A 25,586-nucleotide genomic window follows, 5' to 3' on the forward strand; every position below is an offset into this window, starting at 1 on the left:
CCAAGCTCCGTTTTAGAACGCTAGCTTTACTGCGCCCTCTTGCGCTCGGCAGATCTAGATCCACTAACCAGTCAAAAGGGTTCGATAGGTTTAAAAACACCCGTCTTGCTCATATTGCGCCGAAGATCAAACTGAGCCAGCGCCTCAACCACATCAATCATGGGTAGCATGTCAAAATTTATCCCTGCCCATGCCTCCCGACTCACGTTCACTGAGTACAAATAATCATCACGCAACTGCCCAGTGGCCGGATCATAACGTTGAGAAAACCCCGATAGGGTGATGCGCTGAACGACAGGAAGAGCTGCAAAAGTTTCGCCAATAATCCGGAAGCCTACTCCATGAACATGAGCCATGTAGCGCTTGCGAACCTGCACTGCTGGCAGATCCTTCACAGACAGCTTCAAGCCCCTTGCCGGAACCGCCGCAATCTTCGACGGCATGTCCTCAATCTCCGGTAAATCAATGTCCAAGTGAACATGCGTTCCCTGCTCAGCAATGTCCAACGATATTGGCGTCTCCCGAGGCCAAGCAATGTCTTGGAGATTAGCCTCCAGCCATTGCTCCATCGCTGCCGTATCTTGATAGATATCCTCTTCAAGCAGCTTACGCCGCTGCTCTTGCTCATAGGCATGCTGAGACTGATCGCTCTTCCAGGCCGCCAACAAACGCTGATGCTCCCCGGCTATCTGCTGATTAAGCAGGTTCAATTTTTCCAAACGTTTGGGAAATAACTTTTCCCACCATTTTGGACGCAGCAAAGCAGGAAACACTGGCTCAGAACGAAGAAAACGATCCGGCACATACCTAGGTGCTATATGAGGAGCAGGAGTGTCTAAATGAATATTAGCCACCGCTTCACATTCACTATTTATTTCGTCGCATTTACGCTGGATTAAGCTTTGAATAGCTTGTCGATTCTGCTTCTTGGCGAGCTCAACAACCGACTCGGAAACAGGCTTTCCGTCCTGATCATGGAAGCTCAACATTCCTTGATCTGTGACCCCGCACACCAAAGAAAAAGTCTGTGTTTGTTGAGCAGACTGACGTGGCTTGGGGGCAGGAGCTGCTTTATATAGGGTATGCCGGGCAGAAAATCCCAAAAAACTGGTATTCAGATGAGCCCCACGCTTACCGACATTCACCGTTGAGCCTCGCGGCCCCAAGGTCCAGCTTGTGCCCGAGCCACTCAAGTTCATGCGTATGCCTGGAGCCAACTTAATTGATCGCCGAAAACGTACAGCCACAACTCCCTCCACGCTTTTTTAATAGTTTTAGAAACTTATGAGTTTCCAACAAAGATGCATTGGAATGTAGGGAAACCTGATGGGGATATATAACACTGTGCTGCCGCTAACTCAAAGGTAGAGGCGGCTAACTACCTGGCATAGTCATTGAATCAGTGTAGGCAGAGAGAAAGGCACGAGACGGAGACAATCACAGACAAAGGTAAGGGTTGCTGTACCGATTCTGTATCTATCTAAATGCTGAGTTGGTTCCCTGAGCGGGGATTGAAGCTACGATATCTTCTAACTGTTTAAACTAAAAGAAGATTTTAGATGGTGCCCGGGGCCGGAATCGAACCGGCACGCCTTGCGGCGGGGGATTTTGAGTCCCCTGCGTCTACCAATTTCACCACCCGGGCTAGGTATGGCAACCTGGGAATCCAGGCTTGGAAGGAAAGATTGTTATTATACGCAGATTACCGGGGGTTTTGGCAAGTGCTACAGCAATTTTTTTAAATTTAGCCTGTGTCTGAAAAAATTCCTGCCTAAAAACTATCTGAAACCCCATTTTCCGCCTGCTTTGTCACAACTGCTTAAGCAATAACGGGTGGTTCTCGGCAGGCAGAAACCTGCATCACTCTTAGCCATACCCAAACTTGGATTCCAAATAAAAGCAGGCCAGGAACACCACCCTGGCCTGCTCAATTCTCTGCTCTGCGTCCGGGGTTTAGTCCCCTGCCACAGCCTGCCCGTTACGAATCCACTCTCTCCAGATCGCGACCAACAAAGCCATCAAGACCGGACCGATGAACAAGCCCACGATGCCCATTGTTTGCACACCGCCAACCAGCCCAAAGAAGGTCGGCAGGAATGGCAGTTTCACCGGGCCACCGACCAAACGTGGCCGGAGTGTTTTATCAACGATGAATAGTTCGATAGCCCCCCACAAGAACAGGCTGACACCGGCAACCAAATGGCCGGAACCCACCAGGTAGAGAGACACCAAGGTAAAGGACAAAGGCGCACCGCCAGGGATCAGCGCCATGAAGCCAGTAATCACACCCAGCAGCACGGGTGAAGGCACCCCTGCAATCCAATAGGCAATCCCCAGGACTACGCCCTCGCCCAAAGCAATCAGGCCCATGCCGGTGACAGTGGAGTTAACGGTAGCAGGCACAACACGAGAGAAACGCTGCCAGCGGCCTGGCAGGACGCGTTCACCAACAATATCCAATTGCACCAGCAGTCTGTCGCCGTCTTTGAAGATGAAGAACAGCGTGATCAGCATGAACAGCACGGTCAGCAGCAGGTGGAACACGTTGCCTGTGGCGGACAGGACCATGCGGTAAATATTGCCCAGGTGCTGGCCGCTGACCATCTCGACCAGTTCGCCCAGTGCGTGGGGTTCGCCCAAGTAGACCTGCCAGTACTCGGTCAAGCGCTCGCCCATCAAGGGCATGGCTTTGATCCATTCCGGAGTGGGTGTGCCGTAGCGGTTGGCGGCCAGTGCCCAGGTGATGAAGCTGCTGGCTTCCTGAATCGCAAAGGACAAGGCCAGGGACAAAGGCACGACCAGGACCACGATGACGACCAGCAATGCCAATGTGGCCGCCAGTGCGGTGCGGCCATTGCAGCGTACGACCAGCCGTTTATATAAGGGCCAACCAGCCAAGCCTATGATCAGCGCGGCCAGAACAGGGACCAGAAATCCCTTCAAAAAGTAGACGCCTGCGGCCAGCAATAGCAGCAATAGCCAGCGAGCGATGAGAAATGCGGGTAAGACGGGTTGCATAAACGGTGGAGACCCTCTTGTCTATTGGTCTGGGCATGGGTCGGTGCCCGAAAGTTTTTTTGACGATAGCATGATCACAGCCCAAGGAATACCCGTTTCTTACAACAAGCTGATAACACTTTTTAAGGTGGAAGCAGGCTCTGAGCGGCACCTGCGATCTGCATAGGGTCAAGACTCATCATGGCGGGCTGGGTAGTAGCATCAGGACTGGGTCGGCTCGATGGGACTGACTCGGATCTAACGCTCAATGAACTGCACCTCACACCGCGCCCTGCCAAGTCTACTCCTGCTGCTGCTGTGAAGCAGCTTAAACGCCGCACACTAAAGCTTGAAATCTGCAACAGATATTCGGGTCTTGTGAGCTGCGGTCCCTTGGGATCGGTAACAGGCATTAGATGTTGGTGTTGGTGTTGGTGTTGGTGCTGGTGCTGGTGCTGGTGCTGGTGCTGGTGCTTTCAGTCTGCTCTTGCAGGATTCCCGGCTGCTGTATCTGTAGGCAATAAAAAACGCCCTTAGGCTAGATGCCTCAGGGCGTTTCTCTATATTTTGGGGCTTTTTAGAAAAGGCCGTGACGGCTCTGGCTCTCTTTATGGCCCCCAAGAGCAATCATGCTCAGGGTGCCACCGGCAATGCACGTTTATGCGCCGAAGCCTGAAACGTCTTGATGATGATCTGCGTGGCCTCATCAGCAATGGCTTTGCCTTCCAGAAAATCATCAATCTGGTCGTAGCTGACACCAAAGGCATCTTCATCTGGTTTCAGAGGGCTCAGGCTTTCCAGGTCAGCGGTAGGGACTTTGAAGACCAGAGCTTCAGATGCACCCATCGCAGTCGCCAAGGCGCGCACACGTCGTTTGTTCAGGCCAGCCAAGGGGGTAAGGTCAGCAGCACCGTCACCGAACTTAGTGAAGAAACCCATCAAGGCTTCGGCAGCGTGGTCTGTACCCACCACCAAGCCACCGTTTGCACCGGCAATCGCGTACTGCGCCACCATGCGCTGACGAGCTTTGATATTGCCCATCAAAAAATCCTGTTGTGCGGCGTCGCGAAATTTCAAGCCGGAGGCCAGCAGTTGTTCCAGCATCGCATCCGATGCGGGCTTCACGTTCACGACCAAGGTCTGGTCGGGATTGATGACCTTCAGGCCACCTTGGGCATCTTTCTCGTCAGCCTGCTCACCGTAAGGCAAACGCACAGCGATGAATTGCGCTTGATGACCTTGCTCACGTGCCTGCTCTACGGCTCGCTGAGACAGACACCCTGCTGCCAGGGAGTCCACGCCCCCGCTAATCCCCAAGACCAGGCTACGGCAGCCGGTGCGTAGCAGATAGTCACTTAGAAAGCGGACGCGGCGTTCGATTTCTTGCTGAACATCGAAATGATCCGTGATCCCCAATTCCGCACGGATACTGGCTTGCAAAGCGCGTTGATCATCAGTCATGGCGCAGGCTCTCTACACAAAGTGAACAATAGTTCGATTGTAAAGGACTGAGGAAACTGTGCCATCCATTGCTGGAGAGCGATCATGTTTTGAAAACTCACCGCCCTGCATGGAAGGCACAGCCCGATAGCCTTGCCTTGTATTCCTTCGCTATTCCATTGTCTTACTGCCCCACTTCTCTAGCATCGAGCATCCCTTTTAAATTGGGATCCTTATTTATTAAAAATGGATTCTGTATATAATCTTCAGTCAAGAAAAACAAATTCGCCCTGACTGAGACAAGTCCTTTATCTACTGCTCGGGCATCATAAAACCAGCCCACGTCATCCGGTGCTCTGCATGCAATCATGCACTGTTCAAGCTCCTGCTGGCGTCCGGCTTATCAGACATACTCCATGAGATCCTCAACCGAAATCGCAGATGAAATTCTTAGACGTATTCAATCCGGCCACTACCGGCCCGGCGACTCGCTGAGTCAATACGAACTCGCGGAGGAATTTCAGACTAGCCGCACGCCTGTTCGGGAAGCCTTGCGCTTTTTAGAGGCGCGCCGTGTAACCTCGCTCACCAAAACCGGACGCACGATTGTCACCATCCCCTCTGCCAAATCAATCCGTGAAGCTTTCCAGATCCGGGCCGAGTTAGAGGGACTAGCGGCGCAATTAGCGGTGGACTGGATCAAAGATACGGACCTGGAAGTGTTGATGCAGCATCAGACCGACTATGCCCGCACGCTACGATCGCGTGTGCGCGGTGAAGAAGGGTCAGAATGGTTGCAGCACAATCGCTCTTTCCATGACCTGATTACAGCAACCAGCCACAATGAGCGCCTGCACGAGCTGATTCAGGAACTTCAGAACGATAGCGTCTCCAGCGCTTTGAGCTTTGCCTCGAAAATGCCGCCGCGTTTGATGGAAGAGAATATCCTGGAGCACGAGGCCATCATTTCCGCACTAGCTGATCGCAATGGCACAGCCGCCCGCGAGGCCATGACAGAACACGTTTCCAAGACCATGAATCTGGTACTGGACTGGTTACCGGAGCGTTAAAACAAAAAAAAAGTGCCACCCGCAAGGAGAGGTGGCACTGCACAATCAAGGTAATTGGCTATCCCCCACGCCAATTACCCGATTGTTAAAACCGCGGCCTGCTCACGTGCAAGCAATCCTCTACCAGTTGGGCCACATCCACCAACCACTCATCCTGATACAAGCCCGCAACCAGTTGCAGCCCGACTGGCAAGCCAGACGCGCTGATTCCGGCAGGCAGGGAAATCGCAGGCTGCCGCGTCAAATTAAAGGGATAGGTGTAAGGATTCCAATCCAGCCAATTCTGCGAAGCGGCATCAGCCGGAGCTTCCCGACCCGCCTCAAAAGGCAGTATCGGAACGGTAGGCGTCAGGATCAGATCAAACTGCGCAAAATGCCGGAGCATGGCCTCCCCCAGCTTTTGTCGGCCGATCAAGGCTTGGTAATAGTCCGACAAGCTGTTGTGCTGACCCTTGCTGGCAACCCGGCGCAGGCCCTCATCCACCAAGGGGCGCTGTTGGACAGATACCTGATTCACTAGCCAGGCCGTGCCTGCTTCCCAATGCGCTGTAATCAGCTCTTTTGCACCGGCCAGGGGGAGCTCGGTAGGCACGATATGCGCCCCCTGCTCTTGTAGCTTATCAGCCGCTGCCTGGATGATTCCTCGGACCTCGGGGCTGCACTGCTCATCCAGATGCAGACCGATACGCAGGCCCTGCAATGTATGAACGGGAGCCCGCACCTGACGCGGCAAAGGCACCGAGTTCCAGTCGCGTGGGTCTGCTTGCATCATGACGCTCAGCAAGCCTTTCAGGTCTGCCACGGATCGGGCCATGGGACCTACATTGGATAAGGTCAGCATCGGGCCGGCAGGCCAGGCAGGCACGCCGCCGAAGGTGGCTTTCATACCTGTGACGCCGCAAAAGCTGGCGGGAATCCGGGTGGATCCACCGCCGTCTGTGCCAATTTGCAGCGTCCCCATGCCTGCAGCCAGTGCCGTAGCCGCACCGCCGCTGCTGCCCCCGCTAGTCAAACTGAAGTCCCAGATATTGCGTGTGACTCCTGTTAAGGGGCTGTCGGCGGTTCCCTTCCATCCAAACTCCGAGGTCGTCGTTTTACCCACCAGCACAGCCCCGGCCTCACGCATCCGTGCAACGGCAGGAGCATCGTCCTGGGCGGCATCCGTAATCCGTGCTGCACTTGAGCCATAGCCAGTCGGCAAGCCACGCACCAGAAGCAAGTCTTTAACTCCGTACGGAATGCCGTCCAAAGGGCCACGTTCAGCACCAGCCATCCAGCGTGCTTCTGATTCGGCTGCTTCTTGCAGGGTCAAAGCACGGTTCAGATAACAGTAGGCATTAACAATGGGGTTCCAGCGATCTACCGCATCCAGCGTTGCCCGCGCCACATCCACGGGAGACACCATTTTGCTTTGATATAAGCGGCGCAGTTCATCAGCACTGGCGTAGATCAGATCCATAGGCGTTGGAGACGTCATATCCACCCCGCTGTCTGGCTTGCTCATTTGTCCATCAGATTGGCAGTTCAACATCATGCTGCGGCCTCCATCAGACGAACCAGCACCAGAGAGATATCAGGCACATAAGCCAAGATAAACAGAACAATGATGGCGGCTATCACAAAGGGCATGACACCTCGCATCACGACCTCGTAAGGCTGGCCAGAGACGGAGACAGTGGTAAACAGATTCAGACCAAAGGGAGGCGTGAAGAAGCCCACAACCAGATTGACGCAAAACACCACGCCCAAATGGATAGGATCCACACCCAATGCAATTCCGATGGGAACCAGAATCGGGGCCAGGATCACGATGCTGGCCGCCGCATCCATCACGCAACCGACCAGCAGCAAAAACACCACCAACAAAGCCAGGTACAAAAACTGCGTATCCAGCAGAGGCGTCAGTTCAGTCACCATCAACATGGGGATACGCGCCGAGGCCAAGATCCAGCCGAAGATACCGGCTGCGCCCAGGATAATACCCACCATGGAAGAGGTTTCTACCGAGCTTTTCATGGCTTGCCACAAGGTGCTGACGGTGAATTGCCGATAACACACACCCAGCACCAAACTGAACACCACACCCACAGCAGCGGCTTCCGTAGGTGTGAACACACCACCATAAATTCCGCCCAGGATCACCACGGGCATCAATAAGGATGGAATCGCCTTCAAGGTAACCATCACCATTTCTTGCGCGGTATAAGAACGCGCGGGGGTTTTCGGCACCTTCAGCTTTCTGGTCAAGAGCGCATGAGTCAGCATGAAGGCCAGAGCCATCAACAAACCGGGCAGGATATTGGCCACAAACAGCTTGGGGATAGAAACGTTGACGGTTGCGCCATACAGAATCAAGGCGATGCTGGGCGGAATGATATTGCCCAAGGCACCAGAGGACGCCGTAATCCCTGTCGCCAAAGAAGCCGGGTATTTCTGCGCGATCATCGCAGGCATCATGATGGCGCCAATGGCCGCCACCGTCGCCGGAGCCGAGCCGGTCAAGGCACCAAACATGGCACACGCAATCACCGTCACGTAGCCCAGTGCGCCATGGACGCGCCCAACCAGCATGTCGATCAGATCAATCAAGCGCTTGGACAAGCCCGCCTTTTCCATCAGGTTTCCCATCAGGATAAACAGCGGCACCGCCAGCAAGGGGAAGGAATCCAGCCCTGCCATCACCCGCTGCGGTACAACAATCAGTGGCCGCATGCCGGTAAACAGCAAGAACAACGCACTGCACAGCAGCAATGAAAAAGCGATAGGAATACCTGCGATAAACAGTGTGAACATCAAGCTAAAGAGCAGGAGTGCTTCTTGCATTTACACGCCCTCCGAAGCAGGAGCTGGCTGGTCTCGATACCCATCCAGCAAGGCATTCACACACTGCACGGCAATAAGCACGCCTCCCACCGGCAGCGCTGCGTACACATAGGCCATGGAAATGCGCAACGCAGGGCTAAGCTGTTGATAAACGATGGCAATCAGTTGCAATCCCTGCACCAGCAAGACCAGCGCGCAAGTCAAAATGGCGATCTGCACGATGCCGTTATGCACCCGACGGGCTTTGCCCTTCAGGCGCATGACCAGCAAGTCGATCACCGCATGACCATTGCTTTTAACCAGCACAGCCGTGCCCAGCATGATCATCCAGATAAAGCTGTGCCGCGTAATTTCCTCAATCCACGGCGGGGAGTAACCCATAAAATAGCGCCCGGCTACCTGTACCGATGCAGCCAGCACAATCAGCCCCAAAAATACCGCCCCAAAAATTCTGCATAGCGTATCCAGGCGGGTACTGACTCTATCGGCCCAATCGAGCAAAGAATGTTTCATGATAGATATCCGACGAGGATTACTGAGAAAGTGCCATCGCACGAGCAACCAGATCGGGATCAATCACCGTCTTGTATTTCTCATAGATTGGAGCCACAGCTTTGCGAAACTGCGCCCTATCCACGTCCGTGTTTATAGAGACCCCCGCATCCAGCAGTTTTTTCTCGACTTGCGCTTCGCTCTGGACCAGGAACTGGCGCTGCTCTCGCACTGCTTCAGTGGCAGCCTGTTGAAAAATCGTTTTTTCATCGGCAGACAAGGTATCCCAGACTCGTCCAGAAATCACAATGGGCATTGCGTTATAGACATGCTCTGTTCTGGACAAATAGGGGGCCGCCTCATAAAAACGACTGGTATGAAAAAGAGCCGTCGGATTTTCTGCACCATCAATCGTCTTTTGCTGCAGGCCGGTAAACAACTCCGGATATGCCATAGGAGTGACATTGACACCCAATGCCTGCCAGGTATCCACATAAATAGGACTTTCCGGCGTACGCACTTTCATCCCGTTCAAATCCGCCAAACTGCGGATAGCGTGCTTGGAGTTGTACAGATTCCGAAAACCACCATGGCCCCAGCCCAGAATTTTCAGGCCAGACTTTTCCAGGTCGGCCTCGATCGGATCCGTAAAGCTGGAATCCAGGGTTGTGAACGCAGTCTGGTAATCCTTGAAGAGATAAGGCAAGTCAAACACCATCGCCTTTTTCTCAAAGGAGCCTAAGGTAAAACTGGCCAGCAAACTCATGTCCACCGTGCCTAACTGCATGCCTTCGGCCACATCACGCTCGCCACCCAGTTGGGCACCGCCCAGTACTTGCACCTTGATGGCACCTTGGGTTTGCTCTTCTACTCGTTTGGCAAAATTCGTGGCCAAGTAGTGGTACATGTCTTCGCCCTGCTCAACTGATACATGGGCAAGCTGTAGCGTTCGCGAGCCTTTGCTCTCATTGTTAGCCGTGTCGTTGGAAGCGCTTTTACCGCATCCACTCAATGCGCCCAGCATCGCCAGAACAGCGATTCCCAGTCGTGTCATTCGTTTCATGATTGTCCCCCTGCATCCTGTGGTAGTGAACTTCTGCTCAGTTTTAATAATTTGTCCAAGCTGGCCCTGATCGGGCTTTTTTCTGCTTTTTAATGCTGCCCATGCATTCCGGCATGAGCAGCTTTCCTGTGACTCGCTATGCAAGTTGCACCGCTTACACCGCTCTGGATTCTTCCTCTAGGGAACGGCGGGTTTTCATATTGAAGCGGCCTTCATAAATAGCGGGTTGGCGGGTCGTCGGCCCCATGTATTGCACATACAGAATCTCGCCATCTTCCAGGGTCGTCAGCGCATGCTCAAAGTGCGGATCGGGGTGAAACACCATAGTGCCTTCGCCGTACACCACACCATTGATCTCGAACTTGCCCGCCAGGATGTACCAGATCTGGGCGAAGTAATGGCTGTGCAAAGGATGGCCAGAACCTTTCAGATACTTCACAACCCCGGCGTTGGGGATGGTGGGATCTTCCTGGGTGGGATGGAACATCATCTTGGTGAATTGCCCTTCGTAGCGCAGATTGTCCCAATCCAGATCGTCCCGGTGCTTGACAGTCATTTCCCGGTGAGCCGCAGTCAAGGGGCCGCCTACCCCTCCAGGATTAAGAATCGGAGCCAAGGTAATTGGATCTATTTCACTCATCACTTCCTCCTTAAAAACCAAATTAACAAAATGGGATCCCGTTTTGCATGAAATGGATTCTATCAGGACGATGAGGCCGGAATATTCGTATTTACCCGGTACGTTTCTTCCAGGCATAAAAAAACCCCACCTGCCAAAGGCAGATGGGGTTTTGATGAACTGGACTAGTGCTTAGCGATCCAGTTGCGACACATCACGCACTGCACCACGGTCAGCCGACGTCGCCAAAGCGGCATAAGCCTTCAGTGCTTGCGACACGACACGTTCTCGGTTCACTGGCTTCCAGGCCTTGGCACCACGCGATTCCATTTCGGCGCGGCGTGCAGCCATTTCTTCATCGCTGATGGCCAAGTGAATACGACGGTTAGGGATGTCGATCTCGATGGTATCGCCATCTTGCACCAGAGCGATGTTGCCACCCTCGGCCGCTTCAGGCGAAGCGTGACCAATCACCAGACCGGACGAGCCACCGGAGAAGCGGCCATCGGTAAACAAGGCCGAGCTTTTGCCCAGACCCATGGATTTCAGGTAAGAGGTGGGGTACAGCATTTCTTGCATACCAGGGCCGCCTTTGGGGCCTTCGTAGCGAATGATGACCACATCGCCCGCCTTGACCACGCCGTCCAGAATGGCGGCGACGGAATCGTCCTGGCTTTCGTAGACACGAGCGGTGCCGGTGAAGGTCAGAATGCTTTCGTCCACACCGGCTGTTTTAACGATACAACCGTTAATTGCCAAGTTGCCGTACAGCACAGCCAAGCCACCGTCTTGCGAGTAAGCATTCGCCTTGTCGCGGATACAGCCTTTGGCGCGGTCGCTATCCAGATCCTGGTAGTAACGGTCTTGGCTGAACGCCACTTGAGTAGGGATACCGCCGGGGGCAGCGCGATAGAAGTCGCTAATGGCTTTGACGTTATCGCCCTTGATGTCCCAACGCTTGATGGCTTCACGCAAGGTGCCGCTGTGTACGTTACCCACATCCAGGTTCAGCAAATCTGCGCGGCCCAGTTCGGCCAGAATTGCCATGATGCCACCGGCACGGTGCACGTCTTCCATGTGGAATTCGGGTGTAGCAGGGGCCACTTTACACAGGCAAGGTACGCGACGCGAAATCTTGTCGATATCAGCCATCGTGAATTCCACTCCGGCCTCTTGGGCAGCAGCCAGCAAGTGGAGCACGGTGTTGGTGGAACCGCCCATGGCCACATCCAGCGTCATGGCGTTTTCAAAGGCCTGGTAGGTGGCGATGTTACGTGGCAGGACGGATTCGTCGTCTTGCTCGTAGTAGCGTTTGGCCAGATCCACGATCAGGCTGCCAGCGCGCTCGAACAAGCCTTGGCGGCGAGCATGCGTAGCAACAATGGTGCCGTTACCGGGCAGGGACAGGCCCAGAGCCTCGGTCAGGCAGTTCATGGAGTTGGCGGTAAACATACCCGAACAGGAGCCACAGGTAGGGCAAGCACTACGCTCAACCGCTTCAGCCTGTTCATCAGTCACGTTAGGGTCAGCGGCTTGAATCATGGCATCCACCAGATCCAGCTTTTGCACCACGGTCTTGCCGTCTGGCGAGTAGACCTTGCCCGCTTCCATTGGTCCGCCCGACACAAAAACAACAGGAATGTTCAGGCGCATGGCGGCCATCAACATACCGGGGGTAATTTTGTCGCAGTTGGAGATACACACCATGGCGTCGGCACAGTGGGCATTGACCATGTATTCCACCGAGTCGGCGATCAATTCGCGCGAAGGCAGGGAATACAGCATGCCGCCGTGGCCCATCGCAATACCGTCATCCACCGCAATGGTGTTGAACTCTTTTGCCACACCGCCGACCGCTTCAATTTGACGGGCAACCAGTTGGCCCATGTCTTTTAGGTGTACGTGACCGGGTACGAATTGCGTAAAGGAGTTCACCACCGCAATGATCGGTTTGGAGAAATCCTCGTCTTTCATACCGGTGGCGCGCCACAGGGCACGCGCGCCGGCCATATTACGACCGTGGGTCGAGGTACGGGAGCGATATTGGGGCATGACTACTCTCTGAACAGGAAAATTATGTAAAGATACCTATCATAAACGTCCCAAGGCGCTTTGTGCGCTTCATGGTCGGGCAGGCGTCTTACAGTAGGGCGGCTACCGATCTGGCACCCAGAATCCTTTGCAGCAAAACCCCTTATTTAACAGGAGATCTATTATGCCGCAGGCCGTGCCTGACCTTTCCAACCTGCTTAGACAGGACATCCGCTTTCTGGGCAAAGCCCTGGGAGAGGTGATTCGTGATAGCGAAGGAAAGGCGACCTTCACGCTGATTGAAGCCCTGCGCCGGGCCGCTGTCAGTTTCAGACGTGAACACGATCCGCAGCAAGCACGGATTCTGGAAAAAGACATTCCCAAGCTGAACGATGCGCAGGCCCGTTCCGTGGCCCGTGCCTTTGCCTATTTTCTGCACTTGTCCAATATTGCCGAGGATCGCGACCAGAACCGTCGCCGCGAGGAGCAAGACCCCGAGCAACTGCTGGGCAGCCTGCAACACGCTATTCAGACCTTGATGGATCAAGGCCTGAGCGCCAAAAAAATTCGTCGTTATCTGCAAGAAGCTTGTGTGATGCCGGTGCTGACGGCTCACCCGACCGAGGTGCAGCGCCAAAGTACGCTGGCCGTGCATATGGCTATTGCCGATGAGCTGAACGGTTTGGATCACAAGGCCAGCGCCACGCAATCGGCCCGCACCCAGGAAAAACTGACAGGTCTGGTGTCCCTGCTGTGGCAAACCCGCATGCTGCGCGATCACAAGCTGACCGTCATGGACGAGATCGACAACGCGCTGGCGTATTACGGCTCCACGTTCCTGCCCACGATTCCGCAGCTCTACCACGACCTGGACCGTTTGCTGGAACCCGGCAAGAAAAGCCTGCTGGATCAAAAAACACGCTCCCTGCCCGCCTTTTTGCGCATGGGTAGCTGGATTGGTGGTGATCGCGACGGCAACCCGAATGTTGGCCCTGAAACCGTTGAACAAGCGGTGCTACGCCAAGCTACACGCGCGCTGCAACACTATCTGGAACAGATTCGCCTGCTGGGTACAGAAATCTCCGTGTCCGACGCGCTGAACCGCGTCAGCAAAGACCTGGCGGCCTTGTCGGCCAGCAGCCAGGACCCGTCGCCACACCGCGTAGACGAACCTTATCGCCGCAGCTTTATTCATCTGTACGCCCGTATGGCGGCCACGGCACAAAACTTGCTGGGTCGTGACCTGGCTGATCGTCCCACCTACGCCGCCCCAGCCTATACCAACCCGCAAGAGTTCAAGGCTGATCTGCAAATCATTGCGGACTCCCTGGCTGAAAACAAAGGCGGTGCCATTGCGGGTCTGCGCTTGAATGAATTGATTCAGGCCGTAGAGGTTTTTGGCTTCCATCTGGCCACATTGGACCTGCGTCAAAGCTCGGACGTACACGAGCGCGTGCTGGACGAACTGTTCCGCGTGGCAGGCACTCTGTACAAGGACGAGCCCGTCAATTACCGCCAGTTGTCCGAAGAAGACCGCATCACCTTGCTGCGCTCGGAGCTGCGCCACCATCGCCCTCTGGTTTCGCCCTGGTATCGCTACTCGGAAGAGACCGAGAAAGAGTTGTCCATTCTGCGCAAAGCTGCCGAATGCCGCCGCCGCTTTGGAGCGCGCGCATTGGAACAAACCATTGTGTCGCACACCGAAACGCTCAGCGACTTGCTGGAAGTGCTGGTGCTGCAACAGGAAACCGGCCTGATCGTACCCAACTCCAACGAGCCGGAGCACCAAGGTCTGATGGTCGTACCCTTGTTCGAGACTATTCCTGACTTGGAGCGTGGCCCGCAAATCATGCAGGAATGGCTGGATATGCCTGAAATCCGCCAGCGTGTGCGTCACGCTCAGGACAGCGTGCAGGAAGTGATGCTGGGCTATTCGGACAGTAATAAGGACGGTGGCTACCTGACCTCCAACTGGACGCTGTACCGTGCCGAGCGTGAATTTGCGCAAGTGTTTTCGCGCCGCAAAGTGCGCCTGCGTCTGTTCCACGGTCGTGGCGGTTCGGTAGGCCGAGGCGGTGGTTCCAGCTTTGACGCTATTCTGGCTCAACCTCCCGGCACCGTGAACGGCCAGATTCGTCTGACCGAGCAAGGCGAGATGATTCAAGGCCGCTACAAAGACGCGGACGTGGGTCGCTGGCATCTGGAGCTGTTTGTCGCCGCCACGCTTGAAGCCAGCCTGGGTTCGCGCAAGGGTTCGTCCAATGACGACGAGCATCTGGCTGCCTATGGCGAAGCGATGGCCTGGATGTCCGAGCAGGCACATCAAAGCTATCGCCAACTGGTCTATGGCACACCGAACTTTGATCAGTACTTCTTCCAGTCCACACCGATCAAGGAAATCGCAGGGCTGAATATTGGCTCGCGCCCATCGTCACGCAAAGCTACACAGAGCATTGAAGACCTGCGCGCCATCCCCTGGAGTTTCTCCTGGGCGCAATGTCGTCTGCCTATTCCAGGCTGGTACGGCATGGGCACCGCACTGAATCGCTATCTGGAATCCGGCCTACCCAAAGACGGCCTGAATCGTGCCAAGCGTCTGGCGCAGTTGCAGACCATGGCACGCGATTGGGCCTTCTTCCGCACGCTGCTCTCCAATATGGAGCAGGTGTTGGCCAAGACTGACCTGGATATCGGCCTGAAATACGCCGGTCTGGTCGAGGACGAGGCATTGCGTGAGAGCATCTTCACCCAGATCCGCGACGAGTTCGAGCTGACGCACCAACTGTTCCGCGAGATCACCGGACACGAACTGCTGGCACACGATCAGGCCTTGCAGGATGCACTGGTTGAACGCTTTGCCTATATCGATCCGCTGAATCACTTGCAGGTCGAGCTGCTGCGCCGCCATCGCCGTCTGGGCGAGAAAGCCAACAAACCGACACGCAGTGGCGTCAACAAGCAGCACGTCATTCACCTGACGATTAACGGTATTGCCGCTGGCCTGCGTAACTCGGGCTAAGGAGAAAACCGGGAACTTAGCGATATTAATTACTTTTATAAATAAGCTAATTTCCAAAAGAAGTTAAGAGCGTACAATAAGCCATTACTACGTTTCTTGAAAAAAGCGTGGTCCCAAACGGGATCACGCTCTCTGGCTTATGGTGCTCGCAATCATCCTGGGAATTCTGACTGGCCTCTCGCTAGGTTTGACCGGCGCAGGCGGCGGTATTCTGGCCGTTCCAGCCCTGGTTCTGGGCATGGGCTACAGCATGACAGCCGCCACACCCGTGGCCTTGCTGGCCGTAGGAGCCGCGGCCCTGGTCGGCGCTTTGGATGGTTTGTACAAGCATATCGTGCGGTATCGCGCCGCCATGTTCATGGCCGTGACCGGCGCTCTGGTAACGTCGTTGGGTGTACGCATCAGCCATGCTTTACCAGAAAAAGTCCTGGTGACCTTGTTTGTCGCCATCATGTTGTGGATTGCGACCAAGATGCTGCGTCGCCCCGCAACAGTCCCACATACGCACACCCCTTGCTGCCTGAACCCCGAGACGGGACGCCTGCGCTGGACACCAGTGGGCACCGTCACGCTGGCCGCTATCGGCGCGGTAGCCGGTTTGTTTTCCGGGATGTTGGGCGTGGGCGGCGGTTTTCTGATCGTGCCCGCCTTGAAGCGTTTCAGTGACCTGTCCATGCACAGCATTGTGGCGACATCGCTCATGCTGATAGCGCTGATTTCCTTAAGCGCATCAGCCATGAGTTTGGCTCATGGTGCCGTCATTCCGATCAGCGGTTGGGTATTTGTAGCGTCGGCTATGGGTGGAATGGTGATAGGCCGACAACTCGCCCCCCATATTCCTTCTGTACGCTTGCAACAGGGTTTCAGCATTTTGACTGCGGTGGTCGCCCTGTCCATGCTGGCCCGCACTTATCTGTTTTAAATCGGGATTCGATAAACAGAATCCCGCTCCATCTGCACTGGAGATGTGGTCTTGAGCCAAGCACAGCACTTGGCTCAGGGCTGAACACGGCCTGATTTATTCGCAGATACTGCCACCACCGCCCTGCGGGTTCAAACGGTAGTCGCTGAAAGAGCCACCCTCACGCGGGCGCACAGCAACAATACGCTGAACAATATGATCCGGGTCGGCCCGGAAACCATGCTCATAGGCCACGATGTCCAGATCCGCACACCAATGCAGCAGTTCGCCCGGCTGCAACAGAAAGTCCGGGTTGCGCGGCGTGTTGTATTGCTCATTGCCCACACCGAAGGTTTCATAAACCAGGACTCCGCCCGGCTCAAGGCTTTCCAGCAAGGTGGGCATCAAGGGGCGCCACAGATACTTGGTCACCACCAGCGCATTGAATTTACGCCCGGCAAATGGCCAGGGACCGTTTTCAATATCAGCCTGGATAATCTCGCCATAAGCAGCACTGGCCGCCACTGCTTCCGCATCCCGGTCTACACCGATCACGGTATTGCCGCGTTCGGCCAACCAGCGGGCATTGCGTCCGCGACCACAGGCCACATCCAGGACCGTTCCCGGATTAGGAATCAAATGGGCCCATGCCTGTAACCAGGCGCTGGCCTGTCCCCTGTCGTTCATCCCTACCCCTTTGCTAAGCAGACAAAACGCTCATGGTAACGCAGCAGCAGCCAAGCTCAAGCACGGCACTGGCCTGGGCTACAATTGGCCCCGGTTCCACGCTATTTTTTTGAGGGTGTATGAAAGTTCTGCTGCAAAAACCCATCTTGCTCATGGCCGTTCTGTGCCTGCCTTTGTGGGTTATCTTCGGCAATTTCATCCTGGCTGCCAGTGCCTCCATCCTGATCGGGATGTTGGTGGGCATGATCCGCACCCTGCACCAAGTGACTGAGGCCAAAAAAGCCAGCGCCAAGAGCGCCGCCCCGGCTTCTTCCGAGACACCTAACGACAAGCCCAACTGACGCCATGAACGTATTGTCCGCCCCCGCCCTGCCACACGGTTTACCGCCCCTGTCAGACGAGCTGAAAAAACACGTCGCGCAGGTTAATAGCTATCTCCTGGACCGCATCGAAAATGAGGGCGGCTTTTTGCCCTTTGACCAATGGATGCACCACGCGCTGTACGCACCGCATCTGGGCTACTACACCGGCGGCAGCACCAAATTCGGTAGCAACCAGCCTACCGGCGACTTTACGACCGCACCAGAGCTCTCCCCTCTGTTTGCACAGACCTTGAGCCGTCAGGTCATGGAAGTACTGGAAGGCAGCCAATCCCTATCCATTCTGGAGTTTGGCGCAGGTAGCGGGGCTCTGGCCGAAGCGCTGATTAGCGAACTGCGTAAACAAGGGATAGAGCCGCAGTACTCCATTCTGGAAGTGTCCCCGGATTTGCGCGCACGCCAGCAAGAGCGCCTGGCGCCTTTGCAAGCCCAGGTGCAATGGCTGGACAGCACTCCCCACGCTTTTAAGGGCTGCGTCATTGCCAATGAGGTTCTGGACGCCATGCCAGCCAGCCTGTTCACCTTTGATGTGGAAGGCAAGGTGTTGGAGGTAGGTGTCATCGCTGCGGACGACAGCACGGCTCAGGGCCTGCCTGCGCCCTTTTATCTGGCCACGCGCCCCGCTCCCGAGCATCTGGCTTCTTTGGTGGCCGAGCGTGTGGAAGCTCAGCCTTTTTACTTGTCAGAAATCAACCTGCAAGCCGAGGCGTGGGTGCGCAGCATGGGGACCTGGTTAAAGCATGGCGCAGCCATTCTGATCGACTACGGTTTTCCGCAGCGCGAGTACTACCACCCACAGCGCGATAAAGGCACCCTGATGTGCCACTTCCGCCACTTTGCTCATGCCGAGCCGCTGGTGCTGGCGGGTTTGCAGGACATTACGGCCCATGTGGACTTCACCGCAATGGCCGATGCCGCACTGGAAGCCGGGCTGGATGTGCTGGGCTACACCAGCCAGGCACGCTTCTTGATGAACTGTGGCGTTACCAACTTCCTGGCCTCGCCACCGGAAGATCCATCGCCAGCCGTACAGCAACAATGGGCCCAGACCATGAGCGCAGCGAACAAGCTGCTGTCTGAAGCGGAAATGGGGGAACTGTTCAAAGTGCTGATGATTGGCCGCGATATTTCAGCCCCCATGCTGGGCACAATGAACGGAGATAGACGCGAGCGTCTGTAACGCTGCCTTGGATACTCTTCAAGTGCATCTTCCTCCAAGCTCATAAGCAGAGATGAGTAAACGGCAAGGCATATACCTTGCCGTTTTTACGTACAGCAACCGTGACAAAAGAAATCCCTCGAAACATCGCACCCGAGACGGACACAGCAGGGAAAAAACAAGCGGCCTATAGGCCGCTTGTTTTTCTGAATTTGCTCTTCAGGCTGTTCCCAACTACACAAGTTGCTCCAAAGCCGCCAGCCGGGCAGCTCGCACCGCTTCACGAATTTTGCCTGGCTCAGCCTTGTACTGTGCGGCAACCGCCCCGGCATCCACACTGGCCATCACCTTGCGCAGAAAATCCCATTCCAGCTCCGGGACAGCCTCCAAACAAGCGGCTGCACTGATCAATTGAATAAAGCGTTCGGGCTTGCGCAGGGCATCCAGCGACTCCATGACTTGCAACGCTGATTCCACATCGCTGCGTGGTTGCAGTAAGGCGGGACTGGCCAAGAGCAGCGGCAACAAACGGGCCTGATCACGCCATTCAGACGGTGCTCGAATCTGCTCGGCAACCTGTCCGGGAGCGTCTGAACCATGACACAGGACGGCAAAGCAACTTGCCATCTCCAAACACCTGTCTTTGGCGATCTGAACCTGCTTGCCTATGCTGTCGCTATAAAGCAAACCGGGCATGACGCGCTCCAGCGCCCCCACTTCCCGCAGAACCTCGAACATGCGAGCGGGCTGCCTGGACGACAAACCTTTAGCAATTTCCAGATAGATACGCTCCGGCACCAGCTCATCGACCTCACCTTGCTCCACCAGATCACGCGCCAAGGCCCAGGTGTCGTCTGCCACGGTGAAGTCGGTAAAGCGCGCAGCAAAGCGTGCCAGACGCAATAAACGCACCGGATCTTCACTGAATGCAGAGCCTACATGACGGAACAGGCGGGCCTGCAAATCAGCCAGGCCATTCAAAGGATCGTGCAGATTGCCTGCGGCATCGACAGCCATGGCATTGATGGTCAGATCACGACGGCGTAAATCGTCGGCCAGGCTAACGTCTGTGCCGGTGTAAAAGGTGAAACCCTTATAGCCACGGCCCGACTTGCGCTCGGTTCGGGCCAGCGCAAATTCTTCTTTGCTATGGGGATTCAGAAAAACCGGGAAGTCACCGCCCACAGGGACAAAGCCTCGGGCGGCCAGATCCTCGGGGCGGGCACCGACAACGACCCAATCTTTATCGCCCGCAGGCATGCCCAACAAGGCATCACGTACCGCACCGCCCACCACATAGACCTGCAAGCCTTCCAGTACAGGATCTGGCGGCCCCATCAGGGCCGCCAATGCGGTTTGCTGCCGTTCATCAAGCATGGGCTGAGTCATCAAGGCGCAATCGTACCCAAACGCCCTTTCAGCGATTGAGGTTGACCGCTAAACATCATGGCGTAGTACGTGGCGTTAGACAGGACGTTTTTCACGTACAGGCGCGTCTCGGTAAACGGAATGGTCTCGGCAAAAATCGCCCCTTCCACCGAACCGTTCAAACGCGAGCGCCACTGAATCGGACGGCCAGGGCCTGCGTTATAACCGGCCGACGCCAGAACCTGAGAGCCGCCCAACTGACCTAAAACGATATTCAGGTAATTGGTGCCCAGTACGGTGTTGACCTCGAACTCGTTAACCCGCGCAGGCGAGAAATCGTGCATATCGATCTTGTTGGCCACCCATTTGGCCGTTGCAGGCATCAACTGCATCAAACCTGATGCCCCGACGCCGGAACGTGCATCAGTAATGAAGCGCGATTCCTGACGAATCAGGCCATAGACCCAGGCCGGGTCCAGATTGATGGACTTGGCCTGCTCAGTCACACGGCCTTCAAAAGGAGCGATAAAGCGCTGGCTGAAGTCGATCTCGTTCTTGGTCAACAAGGAGGTATTCACCACCCGGTCGTAAATATGCTGCTCGCGCGCGAACTCTGCCGCAGCACGTAGCTGTCTGTCGTTCATGCCGCGCAGCGCAAAGTTCCACTCTGGCACAGCTTCAGGACGCCAGCCCAGCTTGAACAGTTCCACCGCCCGCAACAGGCCTGCATTGGTACGGGCATCCTGCATGTCCAAAGGCGTCAAAGGCTGTGGCTGAGGGGGCAAGGAAGGAGTCATTCCCAACTCTTCGGTTGCCAACTGCCCGTAAAAGTTGAGATCGCCCACAATGGATTGGAACTTGGCACGGGCCTGATCTTTATGGCCCAAGGCATCATGCGCACGAGCCGACCAGTACACCCACACCGGCTCGGCCTTCTGCGCATCATTCATCTTGTCGATGGCAGCAGAAACATGCTTCCACTCGATGCTGGGCTGACGCAATTCAGCGCGTACTTGCCAGGCATTGTTGTAATCAGTCATGGCGGTACGACCGGAGCGGCGATACCACGTCGCGGCATCGCTCTCTACTCGCAGGGCACTGATCAGACCAAACTGACCCCACACCCAATTCAGGTTTTCCTGAGGAATTTTGCCTGCCCAGGTGCGATCAATATATGCCGCGGCAGTATCACGCTGACCGCGACCCAAACGGGACAGAGCCAAAGCAACCAGTTCCGGGTTTACCGAACTGTTATTGACGTTCCGATCCAGCCACTTCTGTGGTGCGGCCATCAAGGCGGTGTAATCCTTCATCTGCGGCGCAGTGAAAATAATCGCCGCCAGACGGCGAGCCTGGGCTGTGCGGTTATTTTCCAGAGCATCACGCATCAGATCACGGACCTGATTCTTGCTGACAACTTTACGAGCATACAGTTGATCCAGCGCCGACCAGCAGGCCTGGCTGGGTGCAAAGGAGGCCAGCAAATCTGCTACATCCACAGATTGACCGGCCACGTTCTGAGCCGACGCAACCGCACACTTCACGGCTGAAGTCGGGGCATGCACAGGAGCCAGTTCACGCACCAGGGCATAGTTGCCCGTGCGAGCTGCCGCCACAATCCAGTCCGACTTCAGGCGATTTTCCAGGTATTCATCCTGATTGCTGGCCAGAAACAAACGAACTTGTTCATCCGGCACTGGCGTCGCGGCATCTTGCAGGATGCGGCGCAAGCGCCAGTACTGAGCATAAGAACCCAGCACAGGGTCATCCGCCGCTACCGGGGCCAAGGCATCCAGCGCTGTCCAGCGCTTTGCTTGCACCGCATCGCGGGCGTCGACCAGAGCCTGGCGCGCAACGGGAGGAACGGCCGGGACTCGATCCCAGCGGCGTACGGCTTCTTTGGCAGGCTGCAACACCATCGCTTGTTGAGCGGGGGCAGCCTCCGAAGAATGAGTCTGGGCTTGTGGCGATTGCGAACCCGCACAGCCGACCAAACCCAGAGCAAACACCACCAGGGCGCTCAAGGACGGACGAGGGAGCGCGGATGCCATGCCCCAAGCCGGGGATTTCTGGTACTTTAGCTGGTTGATACCCATAGTGACGGCCTTTAGAAAATCACCCATGATTCAGAACGTAGAGCATAACGCAGCCGCGCTGCGCACGCGACTAAAAGACCTGCGTGCAGGACAGCCCGCCATTGATACCAACCGGGGCGCTTTGCTGATCCGGGGCCGTTTGTTTACCTGGCTGGCCACCAACCGCAGCCGCCTGCGTGAACAAGGTCGTGCCGAACCCACTACCATTGCCGCTTTCTGGCCAATGGCACAAGAGCCTGATCTGCGCCCCTTATTGGTTCAATGGGTCGAAGAAGAAGGTTTGAATGTCTGTTTGCCCGTGGTCACCGAAACCAATGCTCCGCTGAGCTTTGTAGAGTGGACACCTGAAACAGAGATGGAACAGGGACGTTACGGGATTGAAATCCCCACTTCTACCAAAACCATGCGACCCGACATCGTTCTGGTCCCGACCTTGGGCTATACCCGGCAGGGCGATCGCCTGGGATATGGCAAAGGTTATTACGACCGAACCCTGGCCGCACTGAAAGAACAAAACCACGCCTTTACCAGTATCGGTATTGCCTGGGCGGTGGGCGACTTGTCGGGCCAATCCTACCAGCCTGCCGAGCACGACCAGCGTCTAGACAGTATTTTGACTGATAAAGGCTGGGCTGTGCCCGCTCCGGAACTATAAGTAACCCGCTACCACAAACTGTTTAATCGAAAGCTCTGTTTACAAAGCCGTCAATGAAACCGGAAAAGGTACAGGCCATATAGCCGCCCCATGAAAAAACCCGCCAAATCCATCAGGCGGGTTTTTTTATTGCTACGCGAAGTGCTTAGCGCCAGGTCAGATTCGGCAGGATAGCCATGCTCGCATCGGCCCCGTTCAAGGTGTACATGTGAATGCCAGGCGCCCCGCCATCGAGCAGGTCCTGACACAAACGTGCCACCACATCGATACCAAACGCGCGAATCGATGCACGGTCATCACCAAAATCAGCCAGACGAAGACGAATCCAGCGTGGCACTTCCGCACCACACATGGTCGAGAAACGCAGCAACTGGGACGAATTGGTAATAGGCATGATGCCCGGCGTGATCGGAATCGTGACGCCTTGTGCCTGGGCTCGTTCCACAAAACTGAAGTAGGAGTCCGGGTTAAAGAAGTACTGGGTGATCGCGCCATGCGCACCTGCATTGACCTTGTTCACAAAGTGACCCAGGTCGTCCCCAAAGCCAGTGGCCTGAGGGTGCATTTCCGGATAGGCCGCCACTTCGATATGGAAGTGTTCCCCATAGTTCTGGCGGATAAAAGCCACCAGATCGCTGGCATAGCGCAGCTCGCCCGCGTCACCGCCCATACCCGAAGGCAAGTCACCGCGCAGGGCAACAATACGGCGGATGCCCTGGTCGCGGTAATTGTCGAGCATCTCGCTAAGCTGTGCTGGTGCCGTACCGATACACGACAAGTGCGGTGCCACATCAAAGCCCAGTTTTTGCAGCAGTGCTACCGCATCGACCGTGCCCGCACGGGTGGAGCCACCGGCTCCAAACGTCATGCTGACATAGGCGGGGTTCAAACCCATCAGGGACTTGGCGGTACGCACCAGTTTTTCCTGCGCCGCGATGTCTCGCGGCGGGAAAAACTCCAGGCTCAAGGTTTGCTTATTGCTCATTTCATTAACAGTCCCGACAACAATCCGGAGACCAAGCTGTAGACGATAGCCCCGATCACGGCCCACCAGAAGCCTTCAACCTGAAAGCCCTTAAGGATGGAGCCTGCAAACCAGAATACCAAGGCATTAAGTACCAGCAGGAACAAGCCCAAGGTCACAATGGTGATGGGCAAGGTCAGCACAATCAGCAAAGGTTTGACCAAGGTATTGAGCAAACCCAGTACCAGCGCTGCTATCAGGGCCGAGCCAAACGACGCCACGGTAATACCGGGCAGAATGTAGGCAACAACCAGCAGGGCAACAGCATTCAGGATCCAGACAAGTAGCAAAGTCATGATAGGGCTCCAAGAATAGGCGTCCGAAGACGCCGGTGCGTTTTAGTAGCGGTAGTGCTCGGCCTTGAACGGCCCTTGCACAGGTACGTTGATGTAATCCGCCTGTGCCTGGGACAAGGTAGACAGATTCACACCCAGTTTCTTCAGGTGCAAACGTGCCACTTTTTCGTCCAGGTGTTTGGGCAGTACATATACTTTACCTGTTTCGTAGTGCTCGCCACGAGTGAACAATTCAATTTGTGCAATGGTCTGGTTCGTGAATGAAGCCGACATCACAAACGAAGGGTGGCCAGTGGCGCAGCCCAGGTTCACCAGACGACCTTGAGCCAGCAAGATGATGCGCTTGCCGTCAGGGAAAATGATGTGATCAACCTGAGGTTTGATCTCTTCCCATTCCAGGTCTTCAATCGAAGCCACGTCAATTTCGTTATCAAAGTGACCGATATTGCACACGATGGCCTGATCTTTCATGCGATCCATGTGCGAGCGGTTGATGACGTGGTAGTTACCGGTAGCGGTCACGAAAATGTCAGCCTTGTCGGCGGCTTCTTCCATGGTCACAACGCGGTAGCCTTCCATCGAGGCTTGCAGGGCGCAGATAGGGTCAATTTCAGTAACCCAAACCTGGGCGCGCAGAGCGGCCAGAGCCTGAGCACAACCTTTACCCACGTCACCGAAACCGCAAACCACAGCGATCTTGCCTGCAACCATCACGTCGGTAGCGCGCTTGATACCGTCCACCAGGGACTCGCGGCAGCCGTACAGGTTGTCGAACTTGGACTTGGTGACCGAATCGTTCACGTTGATGGCGGGGAAAGCCAGTTCACCTTTCTTGGCCATCTGGTACAGACGGTGCACGCCAGTGGTGGTCTCTTCAGTCACGCCCTGAATTTGACTCAGACGGGTGGAGTACCAAGTCTTGTCAGTTTCCAGACGGGCACGGATAGAGGCGAACATGACGCGCTCTTCCTCGCTGCCTGGCTTGTCCAGAACGGACAGGTCTTTTTCAGCACGGGCACCCAGGTGCAGCAACAGTGTTGCGTCGCCACCGTCGTCCAAGATCATGTTGGCTTGCTCGCCGGACCAATCAAAAATATCGTGGGCGTATTGCCAGTACTCGGGCAGCGTTTCGCCCTTGACGGCGAACACAGGCACACCGGAGGCAGCAATAGCAGCCGCAGCGTGGTCTTGAGTGGAGAAGATATTGCACGATGCCCAGCGCACTTCAGCGCCCAGGGCCGTCAGGGTTTCAATCAGAACCCCGGTTTGAATCGTCATGTGCAAACTGCCAGCAATGCGCGCGCCCTTCAGGGGCTGGGAGGCAGCAAATTCCTCGCGGGTGGCCATCAGGCCTGGCATTTCAGTCTCGGCAATGGTCAGCTCGCGGCGGCCCCATTCAGCCAAAGAGATATCGGCAATTTTGTAATCGGTAAAAGTCACAGTCGGGCTCCGTTATACGGCACGCA

General features: G+C 55.6%; 21 protein-coding genes and 1 tRNA gene. 6 read left to right on the top strand and 16 right to left on the bottom strand.

All coding sequences use genetic code 11. The features are described 5' to 3' along the window. Positions 1–71: 71 nt before the first annotated feature. The 4 genes from OSH09_RS13825 to nadE form a co-directional block, all read right to left on the bottom strand. Positions 72–1,259: a DUF4236 domain-containing protein gene (locus OSH09_RS13825; RefSeq protein ID WP_323178766.1), complete on the bottom strand. Its 1,188-nt coding sequence runs from the start codon at positions 1,257–1,259 to the stop codon at positions 72–74. Positions 1,260–1,560: 301 nt separating this feature from the next. Then, positions 1,561–1,645 (bottom strand) — tRNA-Leu (locus OSH09_RS13830). Between the two features lie 308 nt (positions 1,646–1,953). Then, positions 1,954–3,018, bottom strand: a complete 1,065-nt coding sequence (locus OSH09_RS13835; RefSeq protein ID WP_045930742.1) for an AI-2E family transporter — start codon at positions 3,016–3,018, stop codon at positions 1,954–1,956. 612 nt (positions 3,019–3,630) lie between these two features. Then, positions 3,631–4,458 (bottom strand): ammonia-dependent NAD(+) synthetase, encoded by an 828-nt coding sequence (gene nadE, locus OSH09_RS13840; protein WP_266121294.1) that lies wholly within the window; start codon positions 4,456–4,458, stop codon positions 3,631–3,633. Positions 4,459–4,853: 395 nt separating this feature from the next. Between nadE and OSH09_RS13845 the strand changes: the two genes are divergently transcribed. Next, positions 4,854–5,507, top strand: a complete 654-nt coding sequence (locus OSH09_RS13845) for a GntR family transcriptional regulator (RefSeq protein WP_266121295.1) — start codon at positions 4,854–4,856, stop codon at positions 5,505–5,507. Between the two features lie 85 nt (positions 5,508–5,592). Here OSH09_RS13845 and OSH09_RS13850 read toward each other — a convergent pair whose 3' ends face one another. The 6 genes from OSH09_RS13850 to ilvD all read right to left on the bottom strand — a co-directional run bounded on the left by OSH09_RS13850 (position 5,593) and on the right by ilvD (position 12,556). Continuing rightward, complete coding sequence (locus OSH09_RS13850) at positions 5,593–7,041, bottom strand: amidase (protein ID WP_266121296.1); 1,449 nt, start codon at positions 7,039–7,041, stop codon at positions 5,593–5,595. After that, positions 7,038–8,330 (bottom strand): TRAP transporter large permease, encoded by a 1,293-nt coding sequence (locus OSH09_RS13855; protein WP_266121297.1) that lies wholly within the window; start codon positions 8,328–8,330, stop codon positions 7,038–7,040. The genes OSH09_RS13850 and OSH09_RS13855 overlap by 4 nt, the downstream gene beginning before the upstream one ends. Continuing rightward, complete coding sequence (locus OSH09_RS13860) at positions 8,331–8,843, bottom strand: TRAP transporter small permease (RefSeq protein WP_266121298.1); 513 nt, start codon at positions 8,841–8,843, stop codon at positions 8,331–8,333. Between the two features lie 19 nt (positions 8,844–8,862). Continuing rightward, a complete protein-coding gene (locus tag OSH09_RS13865; protein ID WP_207873119.1) occupies positions 8,863–9,885 on the bottom strand; it encodes a TRAP transporter substrate-binding protein in 1,023 nt (340 codons plus the stop codon). A 154-nt stretch (positions 9,886–10,039) separates the two neighbouring features. Next, a complete protein-coding gene (locus OSH09_RS13870) occupies positions 10,040–10,525 on the bottom strand; it encodes a cupin domain-containing protein (RefSeq protein ID WP_207873118.1) in 486 nt (161 codons plus the stop codon). A 171-nt stretch (positions 10,526–10,696) separates the two neighbouring features. Then, entirely contained in the window at positions 10,697–12,556 is a 1,860-nt protein-coding gene (gene ilvD, locus OSH09_RS13875) for a dihydroxy-acid dehydratase (protein ID WP_266121299.1), read from the bottom strand. A 163-nt stretch (positions 12,557–12,719) separates the two neighbouring features. Between ilvD and ppc the strand changes: the two genes are divergently transcribed. Continuing rightward, positions 12,720–15,554: a phosphoenolpyruvate carboxylase gene (gene ppc, locus OSH09_RS13880; RefSeq protein WP_266121300.1), complete on the top strand. Its 2,835-nt coding sequence runs from the start codon at positions 12,720–12,722 to the stop codon at positions 15,552–15,554. A gap of 139 nt (positions 15,555–15,693) precedes the next feature. Continuing rightward, the gene (locus tag OSH09_RS13885) at positions 15,694–16,476 is read left to right on the top strand and encodes a sulfite exporter TauE/SafE family protein (RefSeq protein WP_222667846.1); all 783 of its coding nucleotides are present in this window, start codon (positions 15,694–15,696) and stop codon (positions 16,474–16,476) included. Between the two features lie 96 nt (positions 16,477–16,572). Here the strand turns inward: OSH09_RS13885 and OSH09_RS13890 are convergent, their stop codons facing one another. After that, positions 16,573–17,142 (bottom strand): class I SAM-dependent methyltransferase, encoded by a 570-nt coding sequence (locus OSH09_RS13890; protein WP_266121301.1) that lies wholly within the window; start codon positions 17,140–17,142, stop codon positions 16,573–16,575. 119 nt (positions 17,143–17,261) lie between these two features. On the opposite strand from OSH09_RS13890, the gene OSH09_RS13895 reads away from it, so the two are divergent. Continuing rightward, positions 17,262–17,483 (top strand): hypothetical protein, encoded by a 222-nt coding sequence (locus OSH09_RS13895; RefSeq protein ID WP_207873113.1) that lies wholly within the window; start codon positions 17,262–17,264, stop codon positions 17,481–17,483. A gap of 4 nt (positions 17,484–17,487) precedes the next feature. Continuing rightward, entirely contained in the window at positions 17,488–18,702 is a 1,215-nt protein-coding gene (locus OSH09_RS13900; protein WP_266121302.1) for a class I SAM-dependent methyltransferase, read from the top strand. Positions 18,703–18,915: 213 nt separating this feature from the next. On the opposite strand, the gene OSH09_RS13905 is transcribed toward OSH09_RS13900, so the two are convergent. After that, positions 18,916–20,058: a tRNA CCA-pyrophosphorylase gene (locus OSH09_RS13905; protein WP_266121303.1), complete on the bottom strand. Its 1,143-nt coding sequence runs from the start codon at positions 20,056–20,058 to the stop codon at positions 18,916–18,918. 11 nt (positions 20,059–20,069) lie between these two features. Then, positions 20,070–22,145 carry a lytic transglycosylase domain-containing protein gene (locus OSH09_RS13910; protein WP_407653292.1) on the bottom strand — a complete coding sequence of 692 codons (2,076 nt, stop codon included), beginning with the start codon at positions 22,143–22,145 and terminating at the stop codon, positions 20,070–20,072. A gap of 25 nt (positions 22,146–22,170) precedes the next feature. Between OSH09_RS13910 and OSH09_RS13915 the strand changes: the two genes are divergently transcribed. Then, on the top strand, positions 22,171–22,800 hold the full coding sequence (locus OSH09_RS13915) for a 5-formyltetrahydrofolate cyclo-ligase (protein ID WP_266121305.1): 630 nt from the start codon (positions 22,171–22,173) through the stop codon (positions 22,798–22,800). 145 nt (positions 22,801–22,945) lie between these two features. On the opposite strand, the gene metF is transcribed toward OSH09_RS13915, so the two are convergent. From metF to ahcY, 3 genes are read right to left on the bottom strand one after another with little or no spacing between them, the layout of a single operon-like run. Continuing rightward, a complete protein-coding gene (metF, locus tag OSH09_RS13920) occupies positions 22,946–23,785 on the bottom strand; it encodes a methylenetetrahydrofolate reductase [NAD(P)H] (RefSeq protein ID WP_207873110.1) in 840 nt (279 codons plus the stop codon). Continuing rightward, the gene (locus tag OSH09_RS13925) at positions 23,782–24,120 is read right to left on the bottom strand and encodes a phage holin family protein (RefSeq protein WP_009462594.1); all 339 of its coding nucleotides are present in this window, start codon (positions 24,118–24,120) and stop codon (positions 23,782–23,784) included. The genes metF and OSH09_RS13925 overlap by 4 nt, the downstream gene beginning before the upstream one ends. A 42-nt stretch (positions 24,121–24,162) precedes the next feature. Beyond that, the gene (ahcY, locus tag OSH09_RS13930; protein WP_266121306.1) at positions 24,163–25,560 is read right to left on the bottom strand and encodes an adenosylhomocysteinase; all 1,398 of its coding nucleotides are present in this window, start codon (positions 25,558–25,560) and stop codon (positions 24,163–24,165) included. Positions 25,561–25,586 lie beyond the last annotated feature (26 nt).

This window comes from Alcaligenes parafaecalis (assembly GCF_026344135.1).
GTDB lineage: Bacteria > Pseudomonadota > Gammaproteobacteria > Burkholderiales > Burkholderiaceae_B > Alcaligenes > Alcaligenes parafaecalis.

Coding starts and splice junctions, on each gene's coding strand:
- OSH09_RS13835 (WP_045930742.1), bottom strand. CDS start 3,018: ATGCAACCCGTCTTACCCGCATTTCTCATCGCTCGCTGGCTATTGCTG.
- nadE (WP_266121294.1), bottom strand. CDS start 4,458: ATGACTGATGATCAACGCGCTTTGCAAGCCAGTATCCGTGCGGAATTG.
- OSH09_RS13845 (WP_266121295.1), top strand. CDS start 4,854: ATGAGATCCTCAACCGAAATCGCAGATGAAATTCTTAGACGTATTCAA.
- OSH09_RS13850 (WP_266121296.1), bottom strand. CDS start 7,041: ATGATGTTGAACTGCCAATCTGATGGACAAATGAGCAAGCCAGACAGC.
- OSH09_RS13855 (WP_266121297.1), bottom strand. CDS start 8,330: ATGCAAGAAGCACTCCTGCTCTTTAGCTTGATGTTCACACTGTTTATC.
- OSH09_RS13860 (WP_266121298.1), bottom strand. CDS start 8,843: ATGAAACATTCTTTGCTCGATTGGGCCGATAGAGTCAGTACCCGCCTG.
- OSH09_RS13865 (WP_207873119.1), bottom strand. CDS start 9,885: ATGAAACGAATGACACGACTGGGAATCGCTGTTCTGGCGATGCTGGGC.
- OSH09_RS13870 (WP_207873118.1), bottom strand. CDS start 10,525: ATGAGTGAAATAGATCCAATTACCTTGGCTCCGATTCTTAATCCTGGA.
- ilvD (WP_266121299.1), bottom strand. CDS start 12,556: ATGCCCCAATATCGCTCCCGTACCTCGACCCACGGTCGTAATATGGCC.
- ppc (WP_266121300.1), top strand. CDS start 12,720: ATGCCGCAGGCCGTGCCTGACCTTTCCAACCTGCTTAGACAGGACATC.
- OSH09_RS13885 (WP_222667846.1), top strand. CDS start 15,694: ATGGTGCTCGCAATCATCCTGGGAATTCTGACTGGCCTCTCGCTAGGT.
- OSH09_RS13890 (WP_266121301.1), bottom strand. CDS start 17,142: ATGAACGACAGGGGACAGGCCAGCGCCTGGTTACAGGCATGGGCCCAT.
- OSH09_RS13895 (WP_207873113.1), top strand. CDS start 17,262: ATGAAAGTTCTGCTGCAAAAACCCATCTTGCTCATGGCCGTTCTGTGC.
- OSH09_RS13900 (WP_266121302.1), top strand. CDS start 17,488: ATGAACGTATTGTCCGCCCCCGCCCTGCCACACGGTTTACCGCCCCTG.
- OSH09_RS13905 (WP_266121303.1), bottom strand. CDS start 20,058: ATGCTTGATGAACGGCAGCAAACCGCATTGGCGGCCCTGATGGGGCCG.
- OSH09_RS13910 (WP_407653292.1), bottom strand. CDS start 22,145: ATGGGTATCAACCAGCTAAAGTACCAGAAATCCCCGGCTTGGGGCATG.
- OSH09_RS13915 (WP_266121305.1), top strand. CDS start 22,171: ATGATTCAGAACGTAGAGCATAACGCAGCCGCGCTGCGCACGCGACTA.
- metF (WP_207873110.1), bottom strand. CDS start 23,785: ATGAGCAATAAGCAAACCTTGAGCCTGGAGTTTTTCCCGCCGCGAGAC.
- OSH09_RS13925 (WP_009462594.1), bottom strand. CDS start 24,120: ATGACTTTGCTACTTGTCTGGATCCTGAATGCTGTTGCCCTGCTGGTT.